The following is a 17,684-nucleotide window of genomic DNA, read 5'->3' as shown; positions in this document are numbered from 1 at the left end:
TGCTTCATGCTTGATGGACGTACGTGCCGGGGGCACTGGCCAGCGGCACAAGCCCTTTCTGCGGGGATCCCATTGCAGGTGGCTGCACGAGCTCCTTGGAGGAATGCTCGGCGAGCCATCCGACCCATGCTTCCCACCAGGAGCCGAGACGCTGCTCGGCGGCGGTCACCCATTCCTCGGGGCTCAGGCAGAGATCGTCAGTGCGCTTGAGCGCGATGCGATAGTGCCGGCCTGCACGGCCGGGCTCGCTGACGATACCGGCATTGTGTCCGCCGCTCGTCAGCACGAACGTCACGTCAGTGTCGCTCAGCGCGTGGATCTTGAAGACCGAGCGCCAGGGCGCCACGTGATCGCGCTCCGTGCCGACGACGAAGACCGGCACGCGAATATTTTGGATGGCTGCGGGACGCCCATCCACCAGGAAACGTCCGGCGGCCAGATCGTTGTCGAGATAGAGCCGGTGCAGATATTCGGCGTGCATGCGATAGGGCATGCGCGTCGTGTCGGCGTTCCACGCCATGAGATCAATCATCGGCGTGCGCTCGCCCATCATGTACTCGCGCACCAGACGCGACCAGATGAGGTCGCTCGATCGCAGGAGCTGGAACGCGCCTGCCATCTGGTCCGCGGACAGGTAGCCCCGGTTCCACATCATGCTCTCGAGGAAGCGCATCTGGCTGTGGTCGATGAACAGCGCGAGCTCGCCCGGCTCGCTGAAGTCCGTCTGCGCCGCCAGGAGCGTCACACTCGCAAGGCGATCGTCATCCGTATGCGCCATGGCCGCAGCAGCGATCGACAGGAGTGTGCCACCGAGGCAGTAGCCCGTTGCATGGATCTTGCGATCGGGCACGATCGTGCTGACGGCGTCGAGCGCTGCCATCACGCCGAGGCGCCGGTAGTCATCGATGTTGAGATCGCGGTCGACGGCGGACGGATTGAGCCAGGAAATGCAGAAGACCGTGTGCCCTTGCGCGACCAGATAGCGGATGAGGGAGTTCTGCGGCGAGAGATCGAGGATGTAGTACTTCATGATCCACGCCGGCACGATCAGGATCGGCTCTGCCTGGACCTGCTCGGTCGTCGGCGAATACTGGATCAGCTCGATGAGGTGATTGCGAAAGACGACCTTGCCCGGCGTGACGGCGACATCGCGGCCGACCAGGAAGTTTTCGGCGCCGACCGGCCGGCGGCCGGTCATGATCCGCATGGCGTCCTCGGCGAAGTTCTGCAGACCCTGCGCGAAGTTCGCGCCGCCTGTCTCGATCGTCCTGTCGATCACCTCCGGGTTGGCGAAAGGCAGGTTCGAGGGCGAGAACACGTCCAGCACCTGGCGCGTGGCGAACGAGATGACGTCCTCGTTGTGCGGCGTGACGCCCGGCACGTCATGGGTGACGCTGTGCCACAACTGCTGCGTCAGAAGAAAAGCCTGCGCCCAGTAGCTGAAGGGCGGCTTCCTCCAGCCGTCGGCTTGGAACCGGTGGTCGCCGGGCAGGGGCTCGATGCAGGGCGGCGTGTCCGAGCACGTGCATGTCGATGCCATGTGCGACAGCAGGCGTGCCGCTTTGCGCGTGGCTTTGTCGGCAAGCTCGAAGCGCTTTCCGGGGGCGGTCGCAAGGTGGATCCACCAGTCGAAAAGGGCCAGGGACATCGCGGTCGGGGAAATGCCGGCGGTGAACTGCGCAGTGAGGGCCTCTCGCGTCCGGTCCAGGGCGCGGTAGGCTTCGCTTTCACCGTCGCTATCGATGTCCCGAGGCGCCGGAGCCGGTATGCTCTTCTCGGGGGCGCGCGCTTCGATATTCATTGTGTGGCGGCATCCTTCAGTGCCTGATTGCGGCGGGCTGCACCGCGGCGAAAGGATTGCCGCGGGCGAGGGGCCAACTCGAGCGAGGCCGCCGCTATCTCACGGGCCAGACTAGATCTGAGCTATCCGTAAGAGACATCAATCGTCGTTGATGCGTATCAAGCCTGGCTCCTGACCCTGCAGGCGGTGTGCCTGATGCCCGGCAGCGCGGCCCTGGTAACATATTCAAGAATATGAATATTCCCCAGGTGCCACAGCGCCGCTCGATCCCGCGTGGCTTGGAAATCCGCGGGAGCCGAACGATTGACTAACGCATCCCCGGTAGTTACCTGCATACTAAGGTCTCTGCCCGCCCCGATTATTGGGGTGAGCGCGGGGATGCTGGCCCAGGTCCTTGACCTTGGCGCCCAAGGAGAATTGTGATCATGGCCATCTCATCGCACGCCGCTCCGAGCGGCAGGATCGAGGCTTACGATCCCATCTGGCAGGCCATTCGCGCCGAGGCGGAAGCCGTCATGACCGCCGAGCGCGCCCTCGGTGGCTTCATCTATGCGACCATCCTGAGCCACGAGCGCCTCGAGGATGCGATCTGCCATCGCCTCGCGCAGCGCCTCAATCATGCCGACGTGGACGCGGGTCTGATCGGGCAGATCTTCGGCGACGTTCTGCGGACGCGCCCCGAGATCGGCCATTGCTTCCGCGCGGATCTGGCGGCCGTCTACGACCGCGATCCGGCCTGCCACCGCTATATCGAGCCGCTTCTCTACTTCAAGGGCTTCCATGCTCTCGTGACGCACCGCTTCGCGCACGCGCTTTGGGTCGAAGGGCGGCAGGACTTCGCGCTCTATCTGCAGAGCCAGAGCTCGCGCATCTTCGCCGTCGACATCCATCCGGCCGCCCGCATCGGCAAGGGCCTGATGTTCGATCACGCGACGGGGATCGTCGTCGGCGAGACCGCGGTCATCGGCGACCACTGCTCGCTCCTCCATGGCGTCACGCTCGGCGGCAGCGGCAAAGAGACGGGCGACCGCCATCCGAAGATCGGCGATAACGTCATGATCGGCGCCGGCGCCAAGGTGCTCGGCAATATCTCGGTCGGCAACTGCTGCCGCGTGGCGGCCGGCAGCGTCGTGCTGCAGGACGTGCCGCCTCAGTCGACGGTCGCAGGCGTGCCCGCGCGCATCGTCGGTCCGGCCGGATGCCCCGAGCCGGCACGCAACATGGACCAGCGCCTGCAGCCCGGCGACTGCGGCTGCTGACAACGTAACTTGGCGATAGGGACCGGTCGAACGTACTCGCCGGCAAAGGAGCAATATATGGCGGCGGGACCCAAGGGCGCGTCCAAGGCGAATGCGCTCACAAAACCTGAGCTCGACAAGCTTCAGGCCTATCTGCGCAAGGTGCTCTCGAACAAGTCGGTCGAGGTGCGGGCGCGCCAGCGCGCCGTCGATGCGGCGGAGGTCTACGTGGGCGGCGAGTTTCTCGCCGTCGTCTCGAAAGACCTCGAGGATGGCGAGACCTGCTACCAGCTCAGCATGACGATCCTCGACATCGATCTCGAAGAAGGCGCCTGACGGCAGGCTGGCTGGAGTTCTCAATGCCTCTCTACAAGCTCGGCGATCACGCCGTCACGCTTCCCGCGGCCGGCCGCTACTGGATTGCGCCGACCGCCGTCGTCATCGGCCAGGTGGCGATCGAGGAAGAGGTGGGCATCTGGTTCGGTGCCGTCATCCGCGGTGACAACGAGCCGATCCGCATCGGTGCGCGCTCGAACATCCAGGAGAACTGCGTTCTTCACGTCGATCCTGGTTATCCGATGGTCATCGAGGAGGAGTGCACGATCGGCCACACGGCGATGCTTCACGGCTGCCACATCGGCCGCGGGGCACTGATCGGCATCGGCGCCATCGTCCTCAATGGCGCACGCATCGGAGAGGGCGCCATGATCGGTGCCGGCGCGCTCATCCCGGAAGGCAAGGTCATTCCGCCGAACAGCGTCGTCTTCGGCACGCCCGGCAAGGTCGCGCGCGAGGTGACCCCAGAGGATCGCAAGCGCGTGGATGGCGGCGTGCGCGACTACATGGCCCGCTGGAAGCGCTACGCGGCGACCTTCAAGCCGCAGGAATAGAGGCGCGGCTGCGAGGCTAGCGCCGCGCCCTGTCGCTGCGGACGCCGGCCAGCAGATCTGGCGTCCGGCTGTCGCGGCTGTCGAGCGACACCCAGACTTTCGGGTTAATGTACGACTGGCGCATGATGTAGGTGTAGTCGACCGTGTGCCACAGCTTCACTTCATCGAACTTGTTGTCCATGATGAAGTCGCCTTTGGCCGTCCGCGCCGTCAGGATGGCGTGCCCTTCGCCCTTCTCATCGCGCACGACGGTCATCAGCAGCGCGCTCGCCGGCCAGCCCCGCTGCATCAGCACCTGCCGCTTGAGTAGGGCATAGTCCTCGCAATCGCCGCGAGACATGGGGATCGTCCAGTACTCGGCGATGCCGTAGATCTCCTGGTCCGTGGCCGGCTCGATGAGCCGGTTGACGGCGCGGTTCACGTGATCGAGCTCGGCGCGCCTCTCGTCCGTCAGCTCGAAACGGGCCTCCTCGAAGGATCCCTGGCGGCATTCGGCCGGATGGCGCTCGCAGAAGCTGACGAAGCCGAAAGGCGGGAGGGTCGGCCCATAGACACGCATGTAGGACGACTGGCGCGGCTCGGGTGCCTGCTTGTGCGCGTGGCTGCTCACGCTGCCAGCAGACGCCAGCAACGCTCCTGTCAAAGCCACCAACAGCAATCTTGACGCCGGCAACATGACTTGAAAACTCCCTCAAGAGAGCAACAGACTAGCAGGCAGACGTTAGGCGACCTCCAAGCCGACCCGGCGCATTTGAGACAAATGCGGCCCGCAATTGCCTCGAATTGGCGCCATCGCGATAACGCTGTGCTAACCAGTACCGTTGCGCAGGAGCGCAGCGAGCTTCCCCTATGGTCCTTCAGTCGAAGTGATTGCGCAGAGCGGCCGGGTTCTGGATGTCCCTGAACCGGACGCCGATGCCCTGCTTGTGGTGGCGCACGACCACCGCGCGCAGCTTGCCGAGAACGATCTCCTGCCCGATCGGCGGGCGCGCCTCGGTGCCGATCGAGGCACCCGAAATGGAGACGTCCAGGATCTTGCAGGGAATGATGATGCCCTCGTCGAGCTTCATCATCGATTCCCGGTTGTTCGGCGCGACGCGCTCATGCTTGCGCTCGTCCTCGCCGGTGAGCTCGTTGCGGTTGATCAGCCAGGTGAGCTGGGCGACGAGCTTCTCGCGCTTGTGCTGGGTCGCGACGAGCTGGATGGCGAAGCCGCCATCGAAGAGCCGGACGACATTGCCCTCGAGCCCGCCGAGCTGATCGAAATAGGCCACAATGCGCTCGCCTTCCTCGACCTCCACCGGCGCCATGATGGCGGCGCCGCCAGCGGAGACATCGGACAGCTTGCAGGGATACTCCTGCTTGTTCGCGCGCATGAACCGGCCGAGCAGCGTCAGGGCAACGCGCTTGTGCCGGCGCCGGTCGGCCGGCGTGCGGCTGACAATCGTGCCGCTCTGAGCAGTGGGCGACGCGGATTGGAGCGACATGGAAATCCTTCTGCCTTCATGACAATGGCGAGTTCAGCAGGCGGTGGGCCGCGTCGAAACTGGCGCGTGCGCCAATCCCGCAACTCGAGGCCGATTATCAGGGGTGGGCATTTAATGATGTGCTAATCGCACGCCATTTTGGCACGCTCGCCTGTTAACCCATTTGTGATTGGCTCTGCCGGCGTGGCCTTTTTGACGCCCCGATCACGTGACGGTATTCTGAACCAATGAGCACTGAAGCCAGTGGAAGGCGAAGCACACCGCCAACGGTCATTGCCCTTATGCTCGGGCTGGCTGTTGCGTGGGGGGCTTGCGTCGTCGATGCGCGCGCGCAGCAGCCTGGGCCGCCCGCGGACCGGCCTGCCCTGCCCCAGGAGGCACCGGAAGCCGCGCCGCTACCGCCGGTCGAAGGAGACGCGCCTGCCGCCGGCCGGCTGATGGACCGCGTGCCGAGGACTGCCGACGAAAAATCGAAGCTGCTGGCCGACCTCTACGCCCATCTCGCGACAGCAGACTCCCCCGATGCGGCGAAGAAGATCCAGGCGACGATCGAGCGGCTCTGGACCTATTCCGGCAGCGATACTGTCAACCTGCTCATGCAGCGCGCCTCGAAAGCCCTGGGCGCCAAGGACCATGACCAGGCGCTGAAGTTCCTGGACTACATCGTGCAGATCGCGCCGGACTATGCCGAGGGCTTCAATCGGCGCGCCTACGTCCACTTCGCCCGCAACGACATGCCCTCCGCGGTTGGTGACCTGAGGCGTGCGCTGGCCCTTGAGCCGAACCATTTCCGGGCGCTCGACGGCTTGGCGCAGATCTGGCGCCAGACGGGCAACGCCAAGGGGGCGCTGAGCGTCATCAAGCAGCTCCTCGAGGTGCATCCCTATTGGGAAGGCGCTGACCGCATGGCCGAGGAACTGGCCCGCGAGGTCGACGGGCAGGGTATCTAGCCGGGTAGCCGGCTGCCGGGCTTGTCGCGGCGGATCGGCAGTTCTCAGAAAATCCGGTTCGGGAAATAGCGCAGGATCAGCTCCTCGTAGCGCCCGCTTCGGCGCAGGCGCTCCAGCGTCCGGTTGATCATCCGCTTGAGCTCGACATCCTGGCGCGGCACCGTGATCGCGAGGCCGTCACCGAAAAACTTCGGCTCGAAGAACGGCCCCCCCTTCAGCTCGCAGCAGTCCTGGGACAGAGAGCCGTTGACCCAGAACACGAGCCCGATGCCGTCCCCGAAGACGAGGTCGGCACGGCCCTGCCGGACGGCCTCACGGGCCTGCTCCACCGTCTCGGTCGTTTCGATGGCGCTCTCGCGGAAGAAGGTTCTGAGGTACGCCTCGTGCGGGCTTCCCCGGGCAACGGCAATGCGCCGGCGCTCGAGGAGCTCCGGGGTGATCGCCTGGCGCTGGCCGCCGCGCAGGCCCGCAAACCAAGCAGCCGTATAGAAATAGCGATCGGTGATGTCGAAATCCTTGAGCAGCGACGGCGTGATCCGCTGCGCAGCGATCACCGCATCGGCTTCCCCTCTGCGCAGGGCCGGCAGGAGCTCGTTCCAGGGGAGCGCGCGGATTTCACACTGCGTGCCGAGCTCCAGGCAGATGGCGCGGGCAAGATCGACGTCGAAGCCTGTGAGGACGCCGTCCTCGTCGTAGTAGTGGAACGGCGGGAACTCGCTGTCGGTCAGAAAGCGGATCGCAAAGCGGCGTGTCGAGGCGCTGGGCGTCCCGGCTGGCGGCGCGATGCTCGGTGCCTCGGTCGGCGTTTCATTCCGGGCCTGGGCACTTGCAGGCAGCATCAGCGCAAATTGAGCAGCAATCAGTATTGCGCTCGTCAGCCCAGCACTTATGATCGACTTGCGCACAATGCTTCCTCATTTTGCGGGGCCGCTGGAGAGCCGACGTTGTCGTCTTTCACCTTCCAGCTTGCCGCGCGTCGTTCATTTTTCCGGTTGCGGCGCTAAGGCTGCACCCAAAGCGCGGCGTGATTGCAGCCATGGACCCTAGGACCGCTTCGACCGCGCTTCGTCCCCGCCACCGCACCCCGCAACGGGAATCGAGCCGACAGCGCAGCATATTAGCGCGCCTCAGAGAGGTGCGACAGCGGATCGGCCCGCTTCGCGCCGCTTCTGCCGAGGCATCGACAGGCGAGTACGCCTTTCTCGTCGGGCGGGCGATCGATGCCGCCACGCTCCGCAAGGCCGAGCGCATTGCCGTGGAATGGGCCGTCCTCCCGCATGAGGTGCTGATTGCCCTCGGCTGGATCGACGAGCGGGAGTACGTGGCTGCCCTCGGCGCGGCACTCGGCATCGATTGGCTCGGTCGCACGCCCGGGCGGACGCAGGGGGCTGGCGAGGTCGTGATCAGCGCCTATGCCATGCGGCCGCAGGTCATCCGCGAGCGGATCTCGCTTATTCCGACGGGCCAGCAGCCCGTCCTCGCGACGCGCCGCGAGGTCGATGCGATCCACATGGCGGGGGCCGAGGCCGCGCTCATAGACCACGCCATCGAGGGGCTTTGGCGGGCCAACCCCAGGGCCTCCGCACGCTATGGCGCCGAGACTTGGCAGGCGCTCGTGGCTGCCGCTGTCGCCGGCCTCTTTCTTGGCGGGGTCGCCGTGGCGCCGGAGATTGTCGCGCCGTTCGTGATGGCGCTCCTCACACTGCCATTCTTGTGCGTTGTGCTGCTGCGCACGGCGGCCCTTGCAGAACTTCTCCGTCAGCGGCGTGTCAAGGGCGGTGAGATGCTTCGGTCCGTGCCGGATGCGGAATTGCCGCGCTACAGCGCCCTCGTTCCGCTCTATCGCGAGGCCGAGATCGTGCCCGATCTCGTCGAGGCCATGGCGGCTATCGACTATCCTTCGGCAAAGCTGGAGATCCTGCTCGTCCTCGAAGCCAGCGATACCGACACGCGCGAAGCGCTCGCCGGCCTCGATCTTCCCGGCAACATCCGTCCGGTTGTCGTGCCGGAAAAGGGGCCGCGCACCAAGCCCAAGGCGCTCAACTACGCCCTCGAGCTCGTGAAGAGCCCTTACGTCGTCGTCTATGACGCCGAGGACATCCCGGAGCCCGACCAGCTCCGCCGCGCGCTCGCGACATTCATGAAGGGCGGGAGCGAGATCGCCTGCGTGCAGGCGCGGCTCGGCATCCACAATGCGCGCCAGGGCTGGCTCGCGCGCCAATTCACGATCGAGTACGCCTCGCTCTTCGACGGGCAGCTCCCCGCGCTCCAGCGGCTCGGGCTGCCGATCCCGCTTGGCGGCACCTCCAATCACTTCCGCGTCGATCGGCTGAAGCAAGTCGGTGGTTGGGACCCCTACAACGTGACGGAGGATGCCGATCTCGGCTTCCGCCTCGCGCGGGCCGGCTATCGCACGCTCACAATTCCTACGACGACCTGGGAGGAGGCGCCGATCGCGCTCGGGAGCTGGGTCCGGCAGCGCACGCGCTGGCTCAAGGGGTGGATGCAGACCTACCTTGTGCACACGCGGCGCGGGGCGGGCAGCCGGCGGGCGCTCGGCTGGCGGACATGGCTCGGCCTGCACGTGCTGATGGGCGGGATGCTGCTTTCCGCGCTCGTCCATCCGTTCGTTCTGGTCGCGATCGCGTGGCTGGCGCTCAGCGGCGACCTTCTGGCACCGGACGCCGAGATATGGGAGCGCGTGCTCGTCTGGATCGGGCTCGCCAACTTCGCGCTCGGATATGCGAGTGCCATGCTGGCCGCTGCCGTTGCCTCATGGCGTCGGGGCTGGAGGTGGCTGTCGCTCGAAGCGCTGCTGATGCCCGTCTATTGGCTGCTGATCTCGTTGGCGAGCTATCGCGCGCTTCTGCAACTCATTTCCGCGCCCCATCTCTGGGAGAAGACTGCGCATGGCCATTCGCGCGCAGGCAAGCACAACGGCTAGTTATCCCCTCTCCCCATTGTCTTCAATGGGGAGAGGGGGAAGTGAGATCGCCCCTATGCCGCGGTGATCTTGTCCACCTCGGCCATTTCTTCGGCCGTGAGCTCCCAGCCGGCAGCCTTCACATTTGCCTCGACCTGCGCGGGTGTCGTCGCGCCGGCAATGACGCTCGTGACCGGCGCCTTGCAGGCCAGCCAACTGAAAGCAAGCTCCAGCAGCGTGTGGCCGCGCGCCTTGGCGAAGGCCTCGAGCTTCTCGACCTTCGTCCAGTTGCTGTCGCTCAGGTATTTGTCGGCCCAACGCTGGGCCTGCGAGAGGCGGCCATCCGCCGGCATGTTGTTGCGCGCGTATTTGCCGCTGAGCAGCCCGCTCGCGAGCGGGAAGAAGGGCAGGAGGCCGAGGCCATAATGCTCCATGGCCGCGGCGAGTTGCGGCTCGACCACATTGCGGACGACGAGACTGTACTCGTCCTGGCACGAGATGAAGGTCGTGGTGTTGTGCGCCCGCGCGATCTCCTGCGATTTCGCGACCTGCCACGCTGGCATGTTCGAGCAGCCGACATAGCGGACCTTGCCCTGCCGAACGAGGTCGTCGAGCGTCGCGAGTGTCTCTTCGAGCGGGGTGAGCGGATCGGGCTTGTGATACTGGTAGAGATCGATCCAGTCGGTCTTGAGCCGCTTCAGACTCGCCTCGACGGCGTTCATGATGTAGCGCCGCGAGGCACCGCGCATCCGGCCGGTATCGTCCATCTCCCAGCCGAACTTGGTCGCGAGCACGATGTCCTTGCGGCGCGCGCCCAGCACCTCGCCGATGATCGTCTCCGAGCCACCGCGATTGCCATACATGTCGGCGGTGTCGAAGAGCGTGATACCCGTATCGAGCGCTTTGTGGATGACCTTGCGCGAGCCTTCGAGATCGAGCTTGGCGCCGAAGTTGTTGCAGCCGAGCCCAACCACAGACACACGCAGGCCCGAGGGCCCGAGATTGCGTTCCTTCATAAGTATTCCTTCCGTTCTTGGATAAGGGCGGCCGCCCTGCGGCAGGGGCCGCTGCGAGGCTGCAGGTCGCACATCCTGGCTTCTCTTGCAGGTTGCGACGGGCGGCGCGCTCTGCCAAGAGCTATTCGCACCTCAGAGCTGCAGAGGATCTACGCATGACCCGCACTTCGCGCGCCCCCCTCGACTATCTTCCCGCCGCCGAGAGCTTCCACGATTCGCTCAGGGCCGACGCGCATCAGCCGGAGAAGGCGCGCGCCGTCGTGATACCCTTCGGGCTCGAAGCTTCGGTGAGCTATGGCTCCGGCACGGCGGCAGGGCCCGCGGCACTCCTTGCTGCCAGCCACCAGCTCGAACTCTATGACGAGGAGCTGCGCCGCGAGGCCTATCTCGACTATGGGATCTCTGCCATCCGCGAGCCGGTGCTTGCGAAGCCGCTCGGCGCCGCGCTGGGGCAGCTCTCAGCCATTGTCGAGCAGGTGCTGGATGAGGGCCGCTTTCCCTTCGTGATCGGCGGCGAGCACTCCCTCACGGCCGGCGCCATCAATCCTTTTGCCGCGAGCTACAAAGATCTCGTCGTCCTGCAGTTCGATGCGCATGCGGATTTGCGCGATGGCTATCTCGGCGAGAAATATTCACATGCCGCCGCCATGCGCCGCGTGCTCGACCATCCGCATGTCGAGCTCGTTTCGGTCGGTATCCGCGCGATCTCGAAAGAGGAGGCGGACTTTGCCGATGCGCACCGGGATCGCGTGCACATTTATTGGGGTAAGGACCAGGCGCGCTGGGACATCGAGGCGATCGCGGCTCATCTGCGGGGCCGTCCGATCTATGTCACGTTCGACATCGACGGTCTCGACGGTGCGGTCATGCCGGCAACCGGGACGCCGACACCCGGCGGCCTCTCCTATCTTCACGCGCTCGCAATCCTGAAGCGCGCCGCGGAGGTCGGAACGATCGTGGGAGCCGATCTCGTGGAGCTGGCGCCTATTCCCGGCTTCCACATCTACGACTACACGGCCGCCGCGCTGGCCTACAAGATCATGTCCTATGCGCTTTCAGGGACAGGCCCGCGCTGAGGTCGATCAGCTCCCGAGATCTGTCTTCAGGCGTTCCATCGCGGTCGGATCGGACGCGAAGCGATATTGCGTGAAGCCGACCGTGATCAGGATCATGAGGCCGTTGAAGGCGAGCGCCGGCCCGAGGCCGAAATGCTCGGCGATGGCGCCCGTGAGGAGATTGCCGAGCGGCGCCATGCCGATGAAGCACATGACATAGATCCCGATCACGCGCCCGCGCCAGGCGTCCTCCACGGACTGCTGCATAATCGTGTTCGTGGAGGCCGATGTCATCAGGATCGAGCCACCGAGGATCGCGAGCAGGAACATGGAGAGGGGCAGACTGCGTGACTGGCTGAAGGCGATCAGCGTTAGGGCAATGATGAACGGAGCGAACCGCACCAGCGAGAGCTGAACGCGCGTGCTCGTCTGCATCGCGAGCACGATTGCCGTCACCAGCGCGCCGGCCCCAACGGAGCTCATCAACAGGCCGAGCGTCGAGGTGTTGCCGCCGAAGAAGTTGACCGCGATCGACGGCATGATGTGCTGGTACGGCAGCGCGAAGATCGCGACGGCAGTCACGGTCGGCAGCAGGTAGCGCGCCGCGGGATGCTGCTTGAGATAGTTGATGGTCTCGCGGAGCGCGATTCCCCGCTCTCCGTCCTTGCGCGATGGAACAGGATCGGGGAGGCGCATCGCGATCAAAGCGATGATGACGGCGGTAAAGCTCAACGCATTGAGCGCGAAGCACCAGGCTTCCGTCAGGCGCAGGAGCAGAATGCCGGCGATGGATGGCCCGATGATCCGGCCCATGTTGAACAGCATGGAGTTCACGCCGATGGCACTCGGCAGCAGCTTTCTGTCCTCGACGATGATGGAGAGCAGCGCCTGGCGCCCGGGTGTCTCGAAGGCGGTCGCCGTTCCTGAGCAGAGCGCGAGCGCGAGATAGAATCGCACGTCGTCGACGCCGAGCGCCGCCATCGTGGCAAGGATGCTCGCGAGCACCGCGAGCACCACGTTGACCGTGATCAGCATGCGCACACGGCGCACGCGATCCGTGAGCGCGCCCGCGAACGGGGAGACCACCAGGAAGGGGATCTGCGTGAGGAAGCCTGAAACGCCGAGCAGAAAGACGGAACCCGAGAGCCGATAGATGAGCCAGGAGAGGGCGATCTGCTGAATCCAGCCGCCGATGATCGATATGGCCTGGCCGGTTGCGAAGAGGCGGAAGCGCGGCTTCGACAGAGCTGGCGGCAGGAATGAGGCCATTGCCACCATCGGTTTTATCGTCCTGGCTTGCGATCAGAGAGGCGATCGAACGGGCTCGGGCGGGATCGGGGCGGTGCGCGGCGGTCGGAGCGATTCCACATCGATCATCGCAGAACTCTCGACAGGCTGTCGAGGGCTAGTGTCCCGATCCCGAAGTTCGCCTCACCTCGATTCTGGCGTCCGGAGCGAACTTCGGAATCAGAAGGACACTAGAACCATAGACTTGCTAGTGTGATTCAGATCGAGAAATTCGCTCGATACGGTGCCGCGAGAGGTGGCGAATTTCGCGATCATCACACTAGGTGGTGTCTTTTCTCTGACGCCATCCGCCCGCGCGGACGTGTGCGACAGGGAGGCGGACCTTGAAGCACGCGCCGACGATCTGGCCGTCCTCGACGCGGTTCTCGGCCCAGATGTGCCCGCCGTGTGCACTGACGATCTCGCGCGAGATGGATAGGCCGAGGCCGGAATTCTTGCCCTGCGTCCGATCGCTCTGCGGGCGGTCCGAGTAGAAGCGCTCGAAGATCTTGTCGATGCTTTCCGGTGGGACGCCCGGGCCCTCGTCACTGACGGAGAACTCGACCTCATCCGCCTGCATTGCCGCACGCACGCTCACGGTGCCGCCCAGCGGCGAGAAGGAGAGGGCATTGTCCAAGAGGTTCGTCACGACGCGGCCGAGATTGGATTCGTGCGCATTGACGATAAAGGCGTCGGGGCGTCCCTGCGCGTCCTGGATATCGAGCTCGACGCGCTGCCGGTCGTCCTCGATCGTCCCGCGGAAGGTCTCGACGACGGATCGCAGGATGCCGCGAATGTCGACGGGGGTTGTCTTCTGAAGGGCGAGCTCGGCATCGAGGCGCGAGGTGTTGGCGACGTCCGTAATGAGACGGTTGAGGCGCTTCAGCTCACCGAGGACCTGCTGAACGACCTGCTCGCGCTGCTCGGGCGTTCGGGCGTAGTGCAGAGACTGCGCCATGACCTGGGCTGCGGTCAGCGGGTTCTTGAGCTCGTGCGCCACATCGGCCGCGAACTTCTCGCTCGACTCGATACGGCGGTAGAGCGAGCGCGTCATGCTGTGCACGGCATTGGAGAGCTGGCCGACTTCGTCCTGGCGCTTGCCGAAGTCGGGAAGCTGGCTATGAGCATGAATGCTGCGGCTGACGCTCTCGGCGCCCTCCGACAGGCGGCGCATCGGGCCTGCGATCGTGCGCGCGAGCAGCAAAGAGGCGAGCACCGATGCCGCAAGGGCGAGCAGCACCAGCATGGCCATGGCGGAGCGCTCGTTGGCGATGATCTCGTCGATCTCGCCCGGTCGCGTCGAGAGCAGGAGCGCGCCGAGGATCGCATTGCGCCGCTGGATCGGCACGGCCAGCGACACGATCTTTTCCTGGTCGTCGGTCAGGAGCAGCATCGGCGGCAGTGCCGCACCCCTGAGCGCCTGGCGGACCTCCGGGTAGCTGGTGCCGTTCGCATTGCGCCCGATCTCACGGTAGATCGGCAGGTCCGAGCGGTCGAACAGCCCCGAAAGACGGGTCCAGAAATTCTTCACCTTCACGCGCTCGCCTGGGTCGGCTTGAGGCGTCTCGGGAGTGCGCACGTCGCTCGGATCGAGCGGCAGGGGGAACTGCAGGTCCTGCAGGTCGCTCGAATCGACGATCAGCTTGCCGTTGCGGTCATAGATGCGGGCGCGGGTGTTGTGCGTCGGGTGGATCAGGCGCCGCAGAACCGGAATGACGCGCTCATGGCGCAGCGACAGCTCCATGGCCGCGAAGCCGTCATCGCGGAACGGCACGCGCACGCCATCGAGCTCGGGGAGCCTTTCAGGATCGAACGCGAGCCGCCCTTCGCGCTCAACGAGTGCGCTCGAGGCGATCGCCGAGGCAATGATCTCGCCCTGGACCTTGAGGCTTTCATACTTCGCGGTAATGAGCCACGCGTGCTGCTGGCTGAGCCAGACCATGCCGCCGACGAGCACGATGAGGCCGAGCAGGTTGGCGAGGACAATGCGCCGCGCGAGCGTCGAGAACAGCTTGCGCAGTGGCCCATGCGCGTCGAGAAAGCGCCAGACATCGACTGTGCGCCGCCAGGTGGCAGCAAGCCATGGGGCGCGCGGCGCCCGCTTGGCAATGGTGCCAGCGTCGTCATCCGACGCCGGGACCTGCCACATGCGGTCGCCTTCAAGAGCCATTCACTGTTCCCCTCGCTCTCGCGGCCACCAGCCCGGTGTGCCGGCCGCGGGGCCCTTGGTTGGCCTCCCTGCGGCATGAGACCTTGATCAGTCTTGCGCTGAACTTAGCGTCGAAGTTTCCTTGGCGCAGACTGAGTTCGCCGAACCCTGCGGGCGATATTACACAGCACGTGCCCTTGTGCCAGCAACAGCACATTACCCGCGTCGGCGGCGGACCCTATCAGGTCTCCTTGAAGCGATAGCCGACCCCGTAAAGTGTTTCAATCACATCGAAATCGTCGTCCACCTGCTTGAATTTCTTTCTCAGGCGCTTGATGTGGCTGTCGATCGTGCGGTCGTCCACATAGACTTGGTCGTCGTAGGCCGCGTCCATCAGCGCGTCGCGCGTCTTGACGACGCCGGGGCGGGTCGCGAGCGCCTGCAGGATCAGGAACTCGGTGACGGTCAGCGTGACCGGGCGGTTGTCCCAGTGGCAGGTGTGACGCTCGGGATCGAGGCGGAGCTTGCCGCGCTCGAGAATGCGGGCTGCTTCGGTCGGCGGCGCCGTGCCGTCCTTCGCCTGGGCGCGGCGGAGCACGGCCTTCACGCGCTCGACCACCAGCCGCTGCGAAAACGGCTTTGCGATGTAGTCGTCGGCGCCCATCTTGAGGCCGAACAGCTCGTCGATCTCCTCGTCCTTCGACGTGAGGAAGATCACCGGCATGTCGGACTGCTGGCGGACGCGGCGGAGAAGCTCCATGCCGTCCATGCGGGGCATCTTGATATCGAAGATGCCAAGGTCCGCCGGCTCCTCGGTCAGCGCCTCGAGGGCAGCCGCACCGTCGGGATACGTGCGCACCTTGTAGCCCTCGGCCTCGAGCGCCATGCGGAGCGCAGTGAGGATGTTGCGCTCGTCATCGACGAGGGCGATCGTGCTCTTCTCTTTCATGACCTCGACATCCTGGCTGTGGACGTACGCTTTCGAGCCTCTATGGCGTCAGCATGGGCGAATTGTGACGGCGCAGAGCGTTGCGCCCCGCCCTTGAACGGCGGATGAATATGCTCTCCCCGGGGAGAGCTCGCTAAGGCTAGCACGCCCCTGCGGGACGTGCGCCGCACTTTTGCACAGTCTCACCGTAATGCGCCGCCCCCGTATGACACGCCGACCTTTTCCGGCCGTGCTCGCGCGGGGGCTCGCTACTCTTATCCCAATGACGCTAAAGGTCAAAATCCCTTCGGCGGAGTTGCTGCATCCTCCTGCTGCCGGCCTGGACCACGTAATGCGGCCGTCTGCCGCGCCTGCAGAGGAGGCATTTTTCATGAGAGCAACTGAGGGCTTGGCGCGGCGCCTGCCATCCGGTTGAATGCCGTGCATAGGTCCCGCGGCGTCACGCCGGAGGGATCGCATACGATCCCTGTTCAGGAAACGCCTCGCATGACCGCCACCAGCTTCGACATCCTCATCATCGGCGCCGGCCCCGGCGGCTACGTGGCGGCAATCCGCGCCGCGCAGCTCGGCTTCAAAGTCGGCATCGTCGAGCGCGAGCACATGGGCGGTATCTGCCTTAACTGGGGGTGCATCCCGGCGAAGGCCCTGCTGCGCTCGGCCGAAATCTACCACTACGGGACGCACGCCAAGGACTATGGCCTCAAGCTTGAAGGGAAGCTCACGGTCGATACGGCGGGCGTCGTTCAGCGCTCGCGGGATGTTTCGAAGCGCCTCAATGGCGGCATCGGCTTCCTCATGAAGAAGAACAAGGTCTCGGTCATCTGGGGCGAGGCCGTGATCGAGCGGCCGGGCCGCGTCCAGGTGAGCGCGACGAAGAAGGCGCCCATGCAGCCGCAGGTGCCGCCGCCGGCCGGCACGCTCGGTGCCGGCACTTATGAGGCCAAGCACATCATCATCGCGACCGGCGCACGTCCCCGCGTGCTCCCCGGCCTCGAGCCGGACGGCAAGCAGGTGTGGACCTATTTCGAGGCCATGCTGCCGCAGACCATGCCGAAGTCGCTGCTCGTCGTCGGCTCCGGCGCCATCGGCATCGAGTTCGCCTCCTTCTATCGGACCATGGGCAGCGAGGTGACGGTGGTCGAGCTGCTGCCGCAGATCCTCCCCGTCGAGGATGCCGAGATCGCGGCGCTGGCAAGGAAGCGCTTCGAGCGCCAGGGCATGAAGATCATGACCGGCGCGAAGGTGGTTGCGCTCGACAAGAAGAGTGACAAGGTCATCGCGACGATCGAGGACGACAAGGGCAAGCGCACGACCGCCGAGTTCGAGAAGGTGATCTCGGCCGTGGGCGTCGTCGGCAACGTCGAGGGCCTCGGGCTCGAGAAGCTCGGCGTGAAAGTCGAGCGCGGAACGATCGTCACGGATGGCCTCGGCCGCACGAACGTGGCCGGCATCTATGCCATCGGCGACGTCGCCGGGCCGCCCATGCTGGCGCACAAGGCCGAGCACGAAGGCGTCATCTGCGTCGAGACCATCAAAGGCCTCCACACGCACGCCATGGACAAGCTGCAGATCCCGGGCTGCACGTACTGTCATCCGCAAGTCGCAAGCGTCGGCCTCACGGAAGCCAAGGCCAAGGAGCAGGGGCGCCAGATCAAGGTCGGGCGCTTCCCATTCGTCGGCAACGGCAAGGCTATTGCGCTCGGCGAGCCCGACGGCCTCGTGAAAACGATCTTCGATGCCAAGACCGGCCAGCTCATCGGCGCGCATATGATCGGCGCCGAGGTAACCGAGCTGATCCAGGGCTTCGTCATTGCCATGGGCCTCGAGACGACGGAGGAGGAGCTGATCCACACCGTCTTCCCGCACCCGACGCTCTCTGAGATGATGCACGAGAGCGTGCTCGACGCCTTCGGCCGCGTCATCCACACTTGAGGGCAAT

Annotated in this window: 15 protein-coding genes; 7 read left to right on the top strand and 8 right to left on the bottom strand. The window is 65.2% G+C overall.

All coding sequences use genetic code 11. The features are described 5' to 3' along the window. Positions 1-4: 4 nt before the first annotated feature. A complete protein-coding gene (locus CS1BSM3_RS26845) occupies positions 5-1,801 on the bottom strand; it encodes a PHA/PHB synthase family protein (RefSeq protein ID WP_072393348.1) in 1,797 nt (598 codons plus the stop codon). A gap of 425 nt (positions 1,802-2,226) precedes the next feature. Here CS1BSM3_RS26845 and cysE point away from each other — a divergent pair, with 425 nt between their 5' ends. From cysE to CS1BSM3_RS26830, 3 genes are read left to right on the top strand one after another with little or no spacing between them, the layout of a single operon-like run. Continuing rightward, positions 2,227-3,060, top strand: coding sequence for a serine O-acetyltransferase (gene cysE, locus CS1BSM3_RS26840; protein ID WP_143149373.1), 834 nt, complete (start codon positions 2,227-2,229; stop codon positions 3,058-3,060). A gap of 57 nt (positions 3,061-3,117) precedes the next feature. Beyond that, on the top strand, positions 3,118-3,375 hold the full coding sequence (locus tag CS1BSM3_RS26835) for a DUF3126 family protein (protein WP_072393345.1): 258 nt from the start codon (positions 3,118-3,120) through the stop codon (positions 3,373-3,375). A gap of 23 nt (positions 3,376-3,398) precedes the next feature. After that, the gene (locus CS1BSM3_RS26830; protein ID WP_072393342.1) at positions 3,399-3,929 is read left to right on the top strand and encodes a gamma carbonic anhydrase family protein; all 531 of its coding nucleotides are present in this window, start codon (positions 3,399-3,401) and stop codon (positions 3,927-3,929) included. A gap of 16 nt (positions 3,930-3,945) precedes the next feature. Here the strand turns inward: CS1BSM3_RS26830 and CS1BSM3_RS26825 are convergent, their stop codons facing one another. Together CS1BSM3_RS26825 and CS1BSM3_RS26820 are read right to left on the bottom strand one after the other, a co-directional pair. Next, positions 3,946-4,578, bottom strand: coding sequence for a transglutaminase-like cysteine peptidase (locus tag CS1BSM3_RS26825; RefSeq protein ID WP_244540621.1), 633 nt, complete (start codon positions 4,576-4,578; stop codon positions 3,946-3,948). Positions 4,579-4,786: 208 nt separating this feature from the next. After that, on the bottom strand, positions 4,787-5,416 hold the full coding sequence (locus tag CS1BSM3_RS26820) for a PilZ domain-containing protein (protein ID WP_072393339.1): 630 nt from the start codon (positions 5,414-5,416) through the stop codon (positions 4,787-4,789). A gap of 227 nt (positions 5,417-5,643) precedes the next feature. On the opposite strand from CS1BSM3_RS26820, the gene CS1BSM3_RS26815 reads away from it, so the two are divergent. Then, a complete protein-coding gene (locus tag CS1BSM3_RS26815; RefSeq protein ID WP_143149372.1) occupies positions 5,644-6,366 on the top strand; it encodes a tetratricopeptide repeat protein in 723 nt (240 codons plus the stop codon). Positions 6,367-6,410: 44 nt separating this feature from the next. On the opposite strand, the gene CS1BSM3_RS26810 is transcribed toward CS1BSM3_RS26815, so the two are convergent. Continuing rightward, positions 6,411-7,271 (bottom strand): transporter substrate-binding domain-containing protein, encoded by an 861-nt coding sequence (locus CS1BSM3_RS26810; protein ID WP_143149371.1) that lies wholly within the window; start codon positions 7,269-7,271, stop codon positions 6,411-6,413. 230 nt (positions 7,272-7,501) lie between these two features. On the opposite strand from CS1BSM3_RS26810, the gene CS1BSM3_RS26805 reads away from it, so the two are divergent. Then, on the top strand, positions 7,502-9,310 hold the full coding sequence (locus CS1BSM3_RS26805; protein WP_072393329.1) for a glycosyltransferase: 1,809 nt from the start codon (positions 7,502-7,504) through the stop codon (positions 9,308-9,310). A 53-nt stretch (positions 9,311-9,363) separates the two neighbouring features. Here the strand turns inward: CS1BSM3_RS26805 and CS1BSM3_RS26800 are convergent, their stop codons facing one another. Continuing rightward, positions 9,364-10,305: an aldo/keto reductase gene (locus tag CS1BSM3_RS26800; protein ID WP_072393326.1), complete on the bottom strand. Its 942-nt coding sequence runs from the start codon at positions 10,303-10,305 to the stop codon at positions 9,364-9,366. A 155-nt stretch (positions 10,306-10,460) separates the two neighbouring features. Between CS1BSM3_RS26800 and speB the strand changes: the two genes are divergently transcribed. Continuing rightward, positions 10,461-11,381 carry an agmatinase gene (gene speB, locus CS1BSM3_RS26795; RefSeq protein ID WP_072393323.1) on the top strand — a complete coding sequence of 307 codons (921 nt, stop codon included), beginning with the start codon at positions 10,461-10,463 and terminating at the stop codon, positions 11,379-11,381. Between the two features lie 6 nt (positions 11,382-11,387). On the opposite strand, the gene CS1BSM3_RS26790 is transcribed toward speB, so the two are convergent. The 3 genes from CS1BSM3_RS26790 to CS1BSM3_RS26780 all read right to left on the bottom strand — a co-directional run bounded on the left by CS1BSM3_RS26790 (position 11,388) and on the right by CS1BSM3_RS26780 (position 15,745). Continuing rightward, on the bottom strand, positions 11,388-12,629 hold the full coding sequence (locus CS1BSM3_RS26790) for an MFS transporter (protein ID WP_174263797.1): 1,242 nt from the start codon (positions 12,627-12,629) through the stop codon (positions 11,388-11,390). A gap of 298 nt (positions 12,630-12,927) precedes the next feature. Beyond that, positions 12,928-14,817 (bottom strand): stimulus-sensing domain-containing protein, encoded by a 1,890-nt coding sequence (locus CS1BSM3_RS26785; RefSeq protein WP_072393316.1) that lies wholly within the window; start codon positions 14,815-14,817, stop codon positions 12,928-12,930. A gap of 220 nt (positions 14,818-15,037) precedes the next feature. Continuing rightward, positions 15,038-15,745, bottom strand: a complete 708-nt coding sequence (locus CS1BSM3_RS26780; RefSeq protein ID WP_072393313.1) for a response regulator transcription factor — start codon at positions 15,743-15,745, stop codon at positions 15,038-15,040. 486 nt (positions 15,746-16,231) lie between these two features. Between CS1BSM3_RS26780 and lpdA the strand changes: the two genes are divergently transcribed. Next, the gene (gene lpdA / locus CS1BSM3_RS26775; RefSeq protein ID WP_072393310.1) at positions 16,232-17,677 is read left to right on the top strand and encodes a dihydrolipoyl dehydrogenase; all 1,446 of its coding nucleotides are present in this window, start codon (positions 16,232-16,234) and stop codon (positions 17,675-17,677) included. Positions 17,678-17,684: the final 7 nt, after the last annotated feature.

It is taken from the genome of Hyphomicrobium sp. CS1BSMeth3, assembly GCF_900117415.1.
GTDB lineage: Bacteria > Pseudomonadota > Alphaproteobacteria > Rhizobiales > Hyphomicrobiaceae.
Note: the sequence above shows the minus strand (reverse complement) of the source record. Positions and strands in the feature narration are given on the sequence as shown.

What these genes read in the sequence shown, in the direction of transcription:
- CS1BSM3_RS26835 (WP_072393345.1), top strand. Translation starts at nt 3,118, where the DNA reads ATGGCGGCGGGACCCAAGGGCGCGTCCAAGGCGAATGCGCTCACAAAA.
- lpdA (WP_072393310.1), top strand. Translation starts at nt 16,232, where the DNA reads ATGACCGCCACCAGCTTCGACATCCTCATCATCGGCGCCGGCCCCGGC.
- CS1BSM3_RS26830 (WP_072393342.1), top strand. Translation starts at nt 3,399, where the DNA reads ATGCCTCTCTACAAGCTCGGCGATCACGCCGTCACGCTTCCCGCGGCC.
- CS1BSM3_RS26780 (WP_072393313.1), bottom strand. Translation starts at nt 15,745, where the DNA reads ATGAAAGAGAAGAGCACGATCGCCCTCGTCGATGACGAGCGCAACATC.
- CS1BSM3_RS26820 (WP_072393339.1), bottom strand. Translation starts at nt 5,416, where the DNA reads ATGTCGCTCCAATCCGCGTCGCCCACTGCTCAGAGCGGCACGATTGTC.
- CS1BSM3_RS26790 (WP_174263797.1), bottom strand. Translation starts at nt 12,629, where the DNA reads ATGGCCTCATTCCTGCCGCCAGCTCTGTCGAAGCCGCGCTTCCGCCTC.
- CS1BSM3_RS26845 (WP_072393348.1), bottom strand. Translation starts at nt 1,801, where the DNA reads ATGAATATCGAAGCGCGCGCCCCCGAGAAGAGCATACCGGCTCCGGCG.
- speB (WP_072393323.1), top strand. Translation starts at nt 10,461, where the DNA reads ATGACCCGCACTTCGCGCGCCCCCCTCGACTATCTTCCCGCCGCCGAG.
- CS1BSM3_RS26800 (WP_072393326.1), bottom strand. Translation starts at nt 10,305, where the DNA reads ATGAAGGAACGCAATCTCGGGCCCTCGGGCCTGCGTGTGTCTGTGGTT.
- CS1BSM3_RS26785 (WP_072393316.1), bottom strand. Translation starts at nt 14,817, where the DNA reads ATGGCTCTTGAAGGCGACCGCATGTGGCAGGTCCCGGCGTCGGATGAC.
- cysE (WP_143149373.1), top strand. Translation starts at nt 2,227, where the DNA reads ATGGCCATCTCATCGCACGCCGCTCCGAGCGGCAGGATCGAGGCTTAC.
- CS1BSM3_RS26815 (WP_143149372.1), top strand. Translation starts at nt 5,644, where the DNA reads ATGAGCACTGAAGCCAGTGGAAGGCGAAGCACACCGCCAACGGTCATT.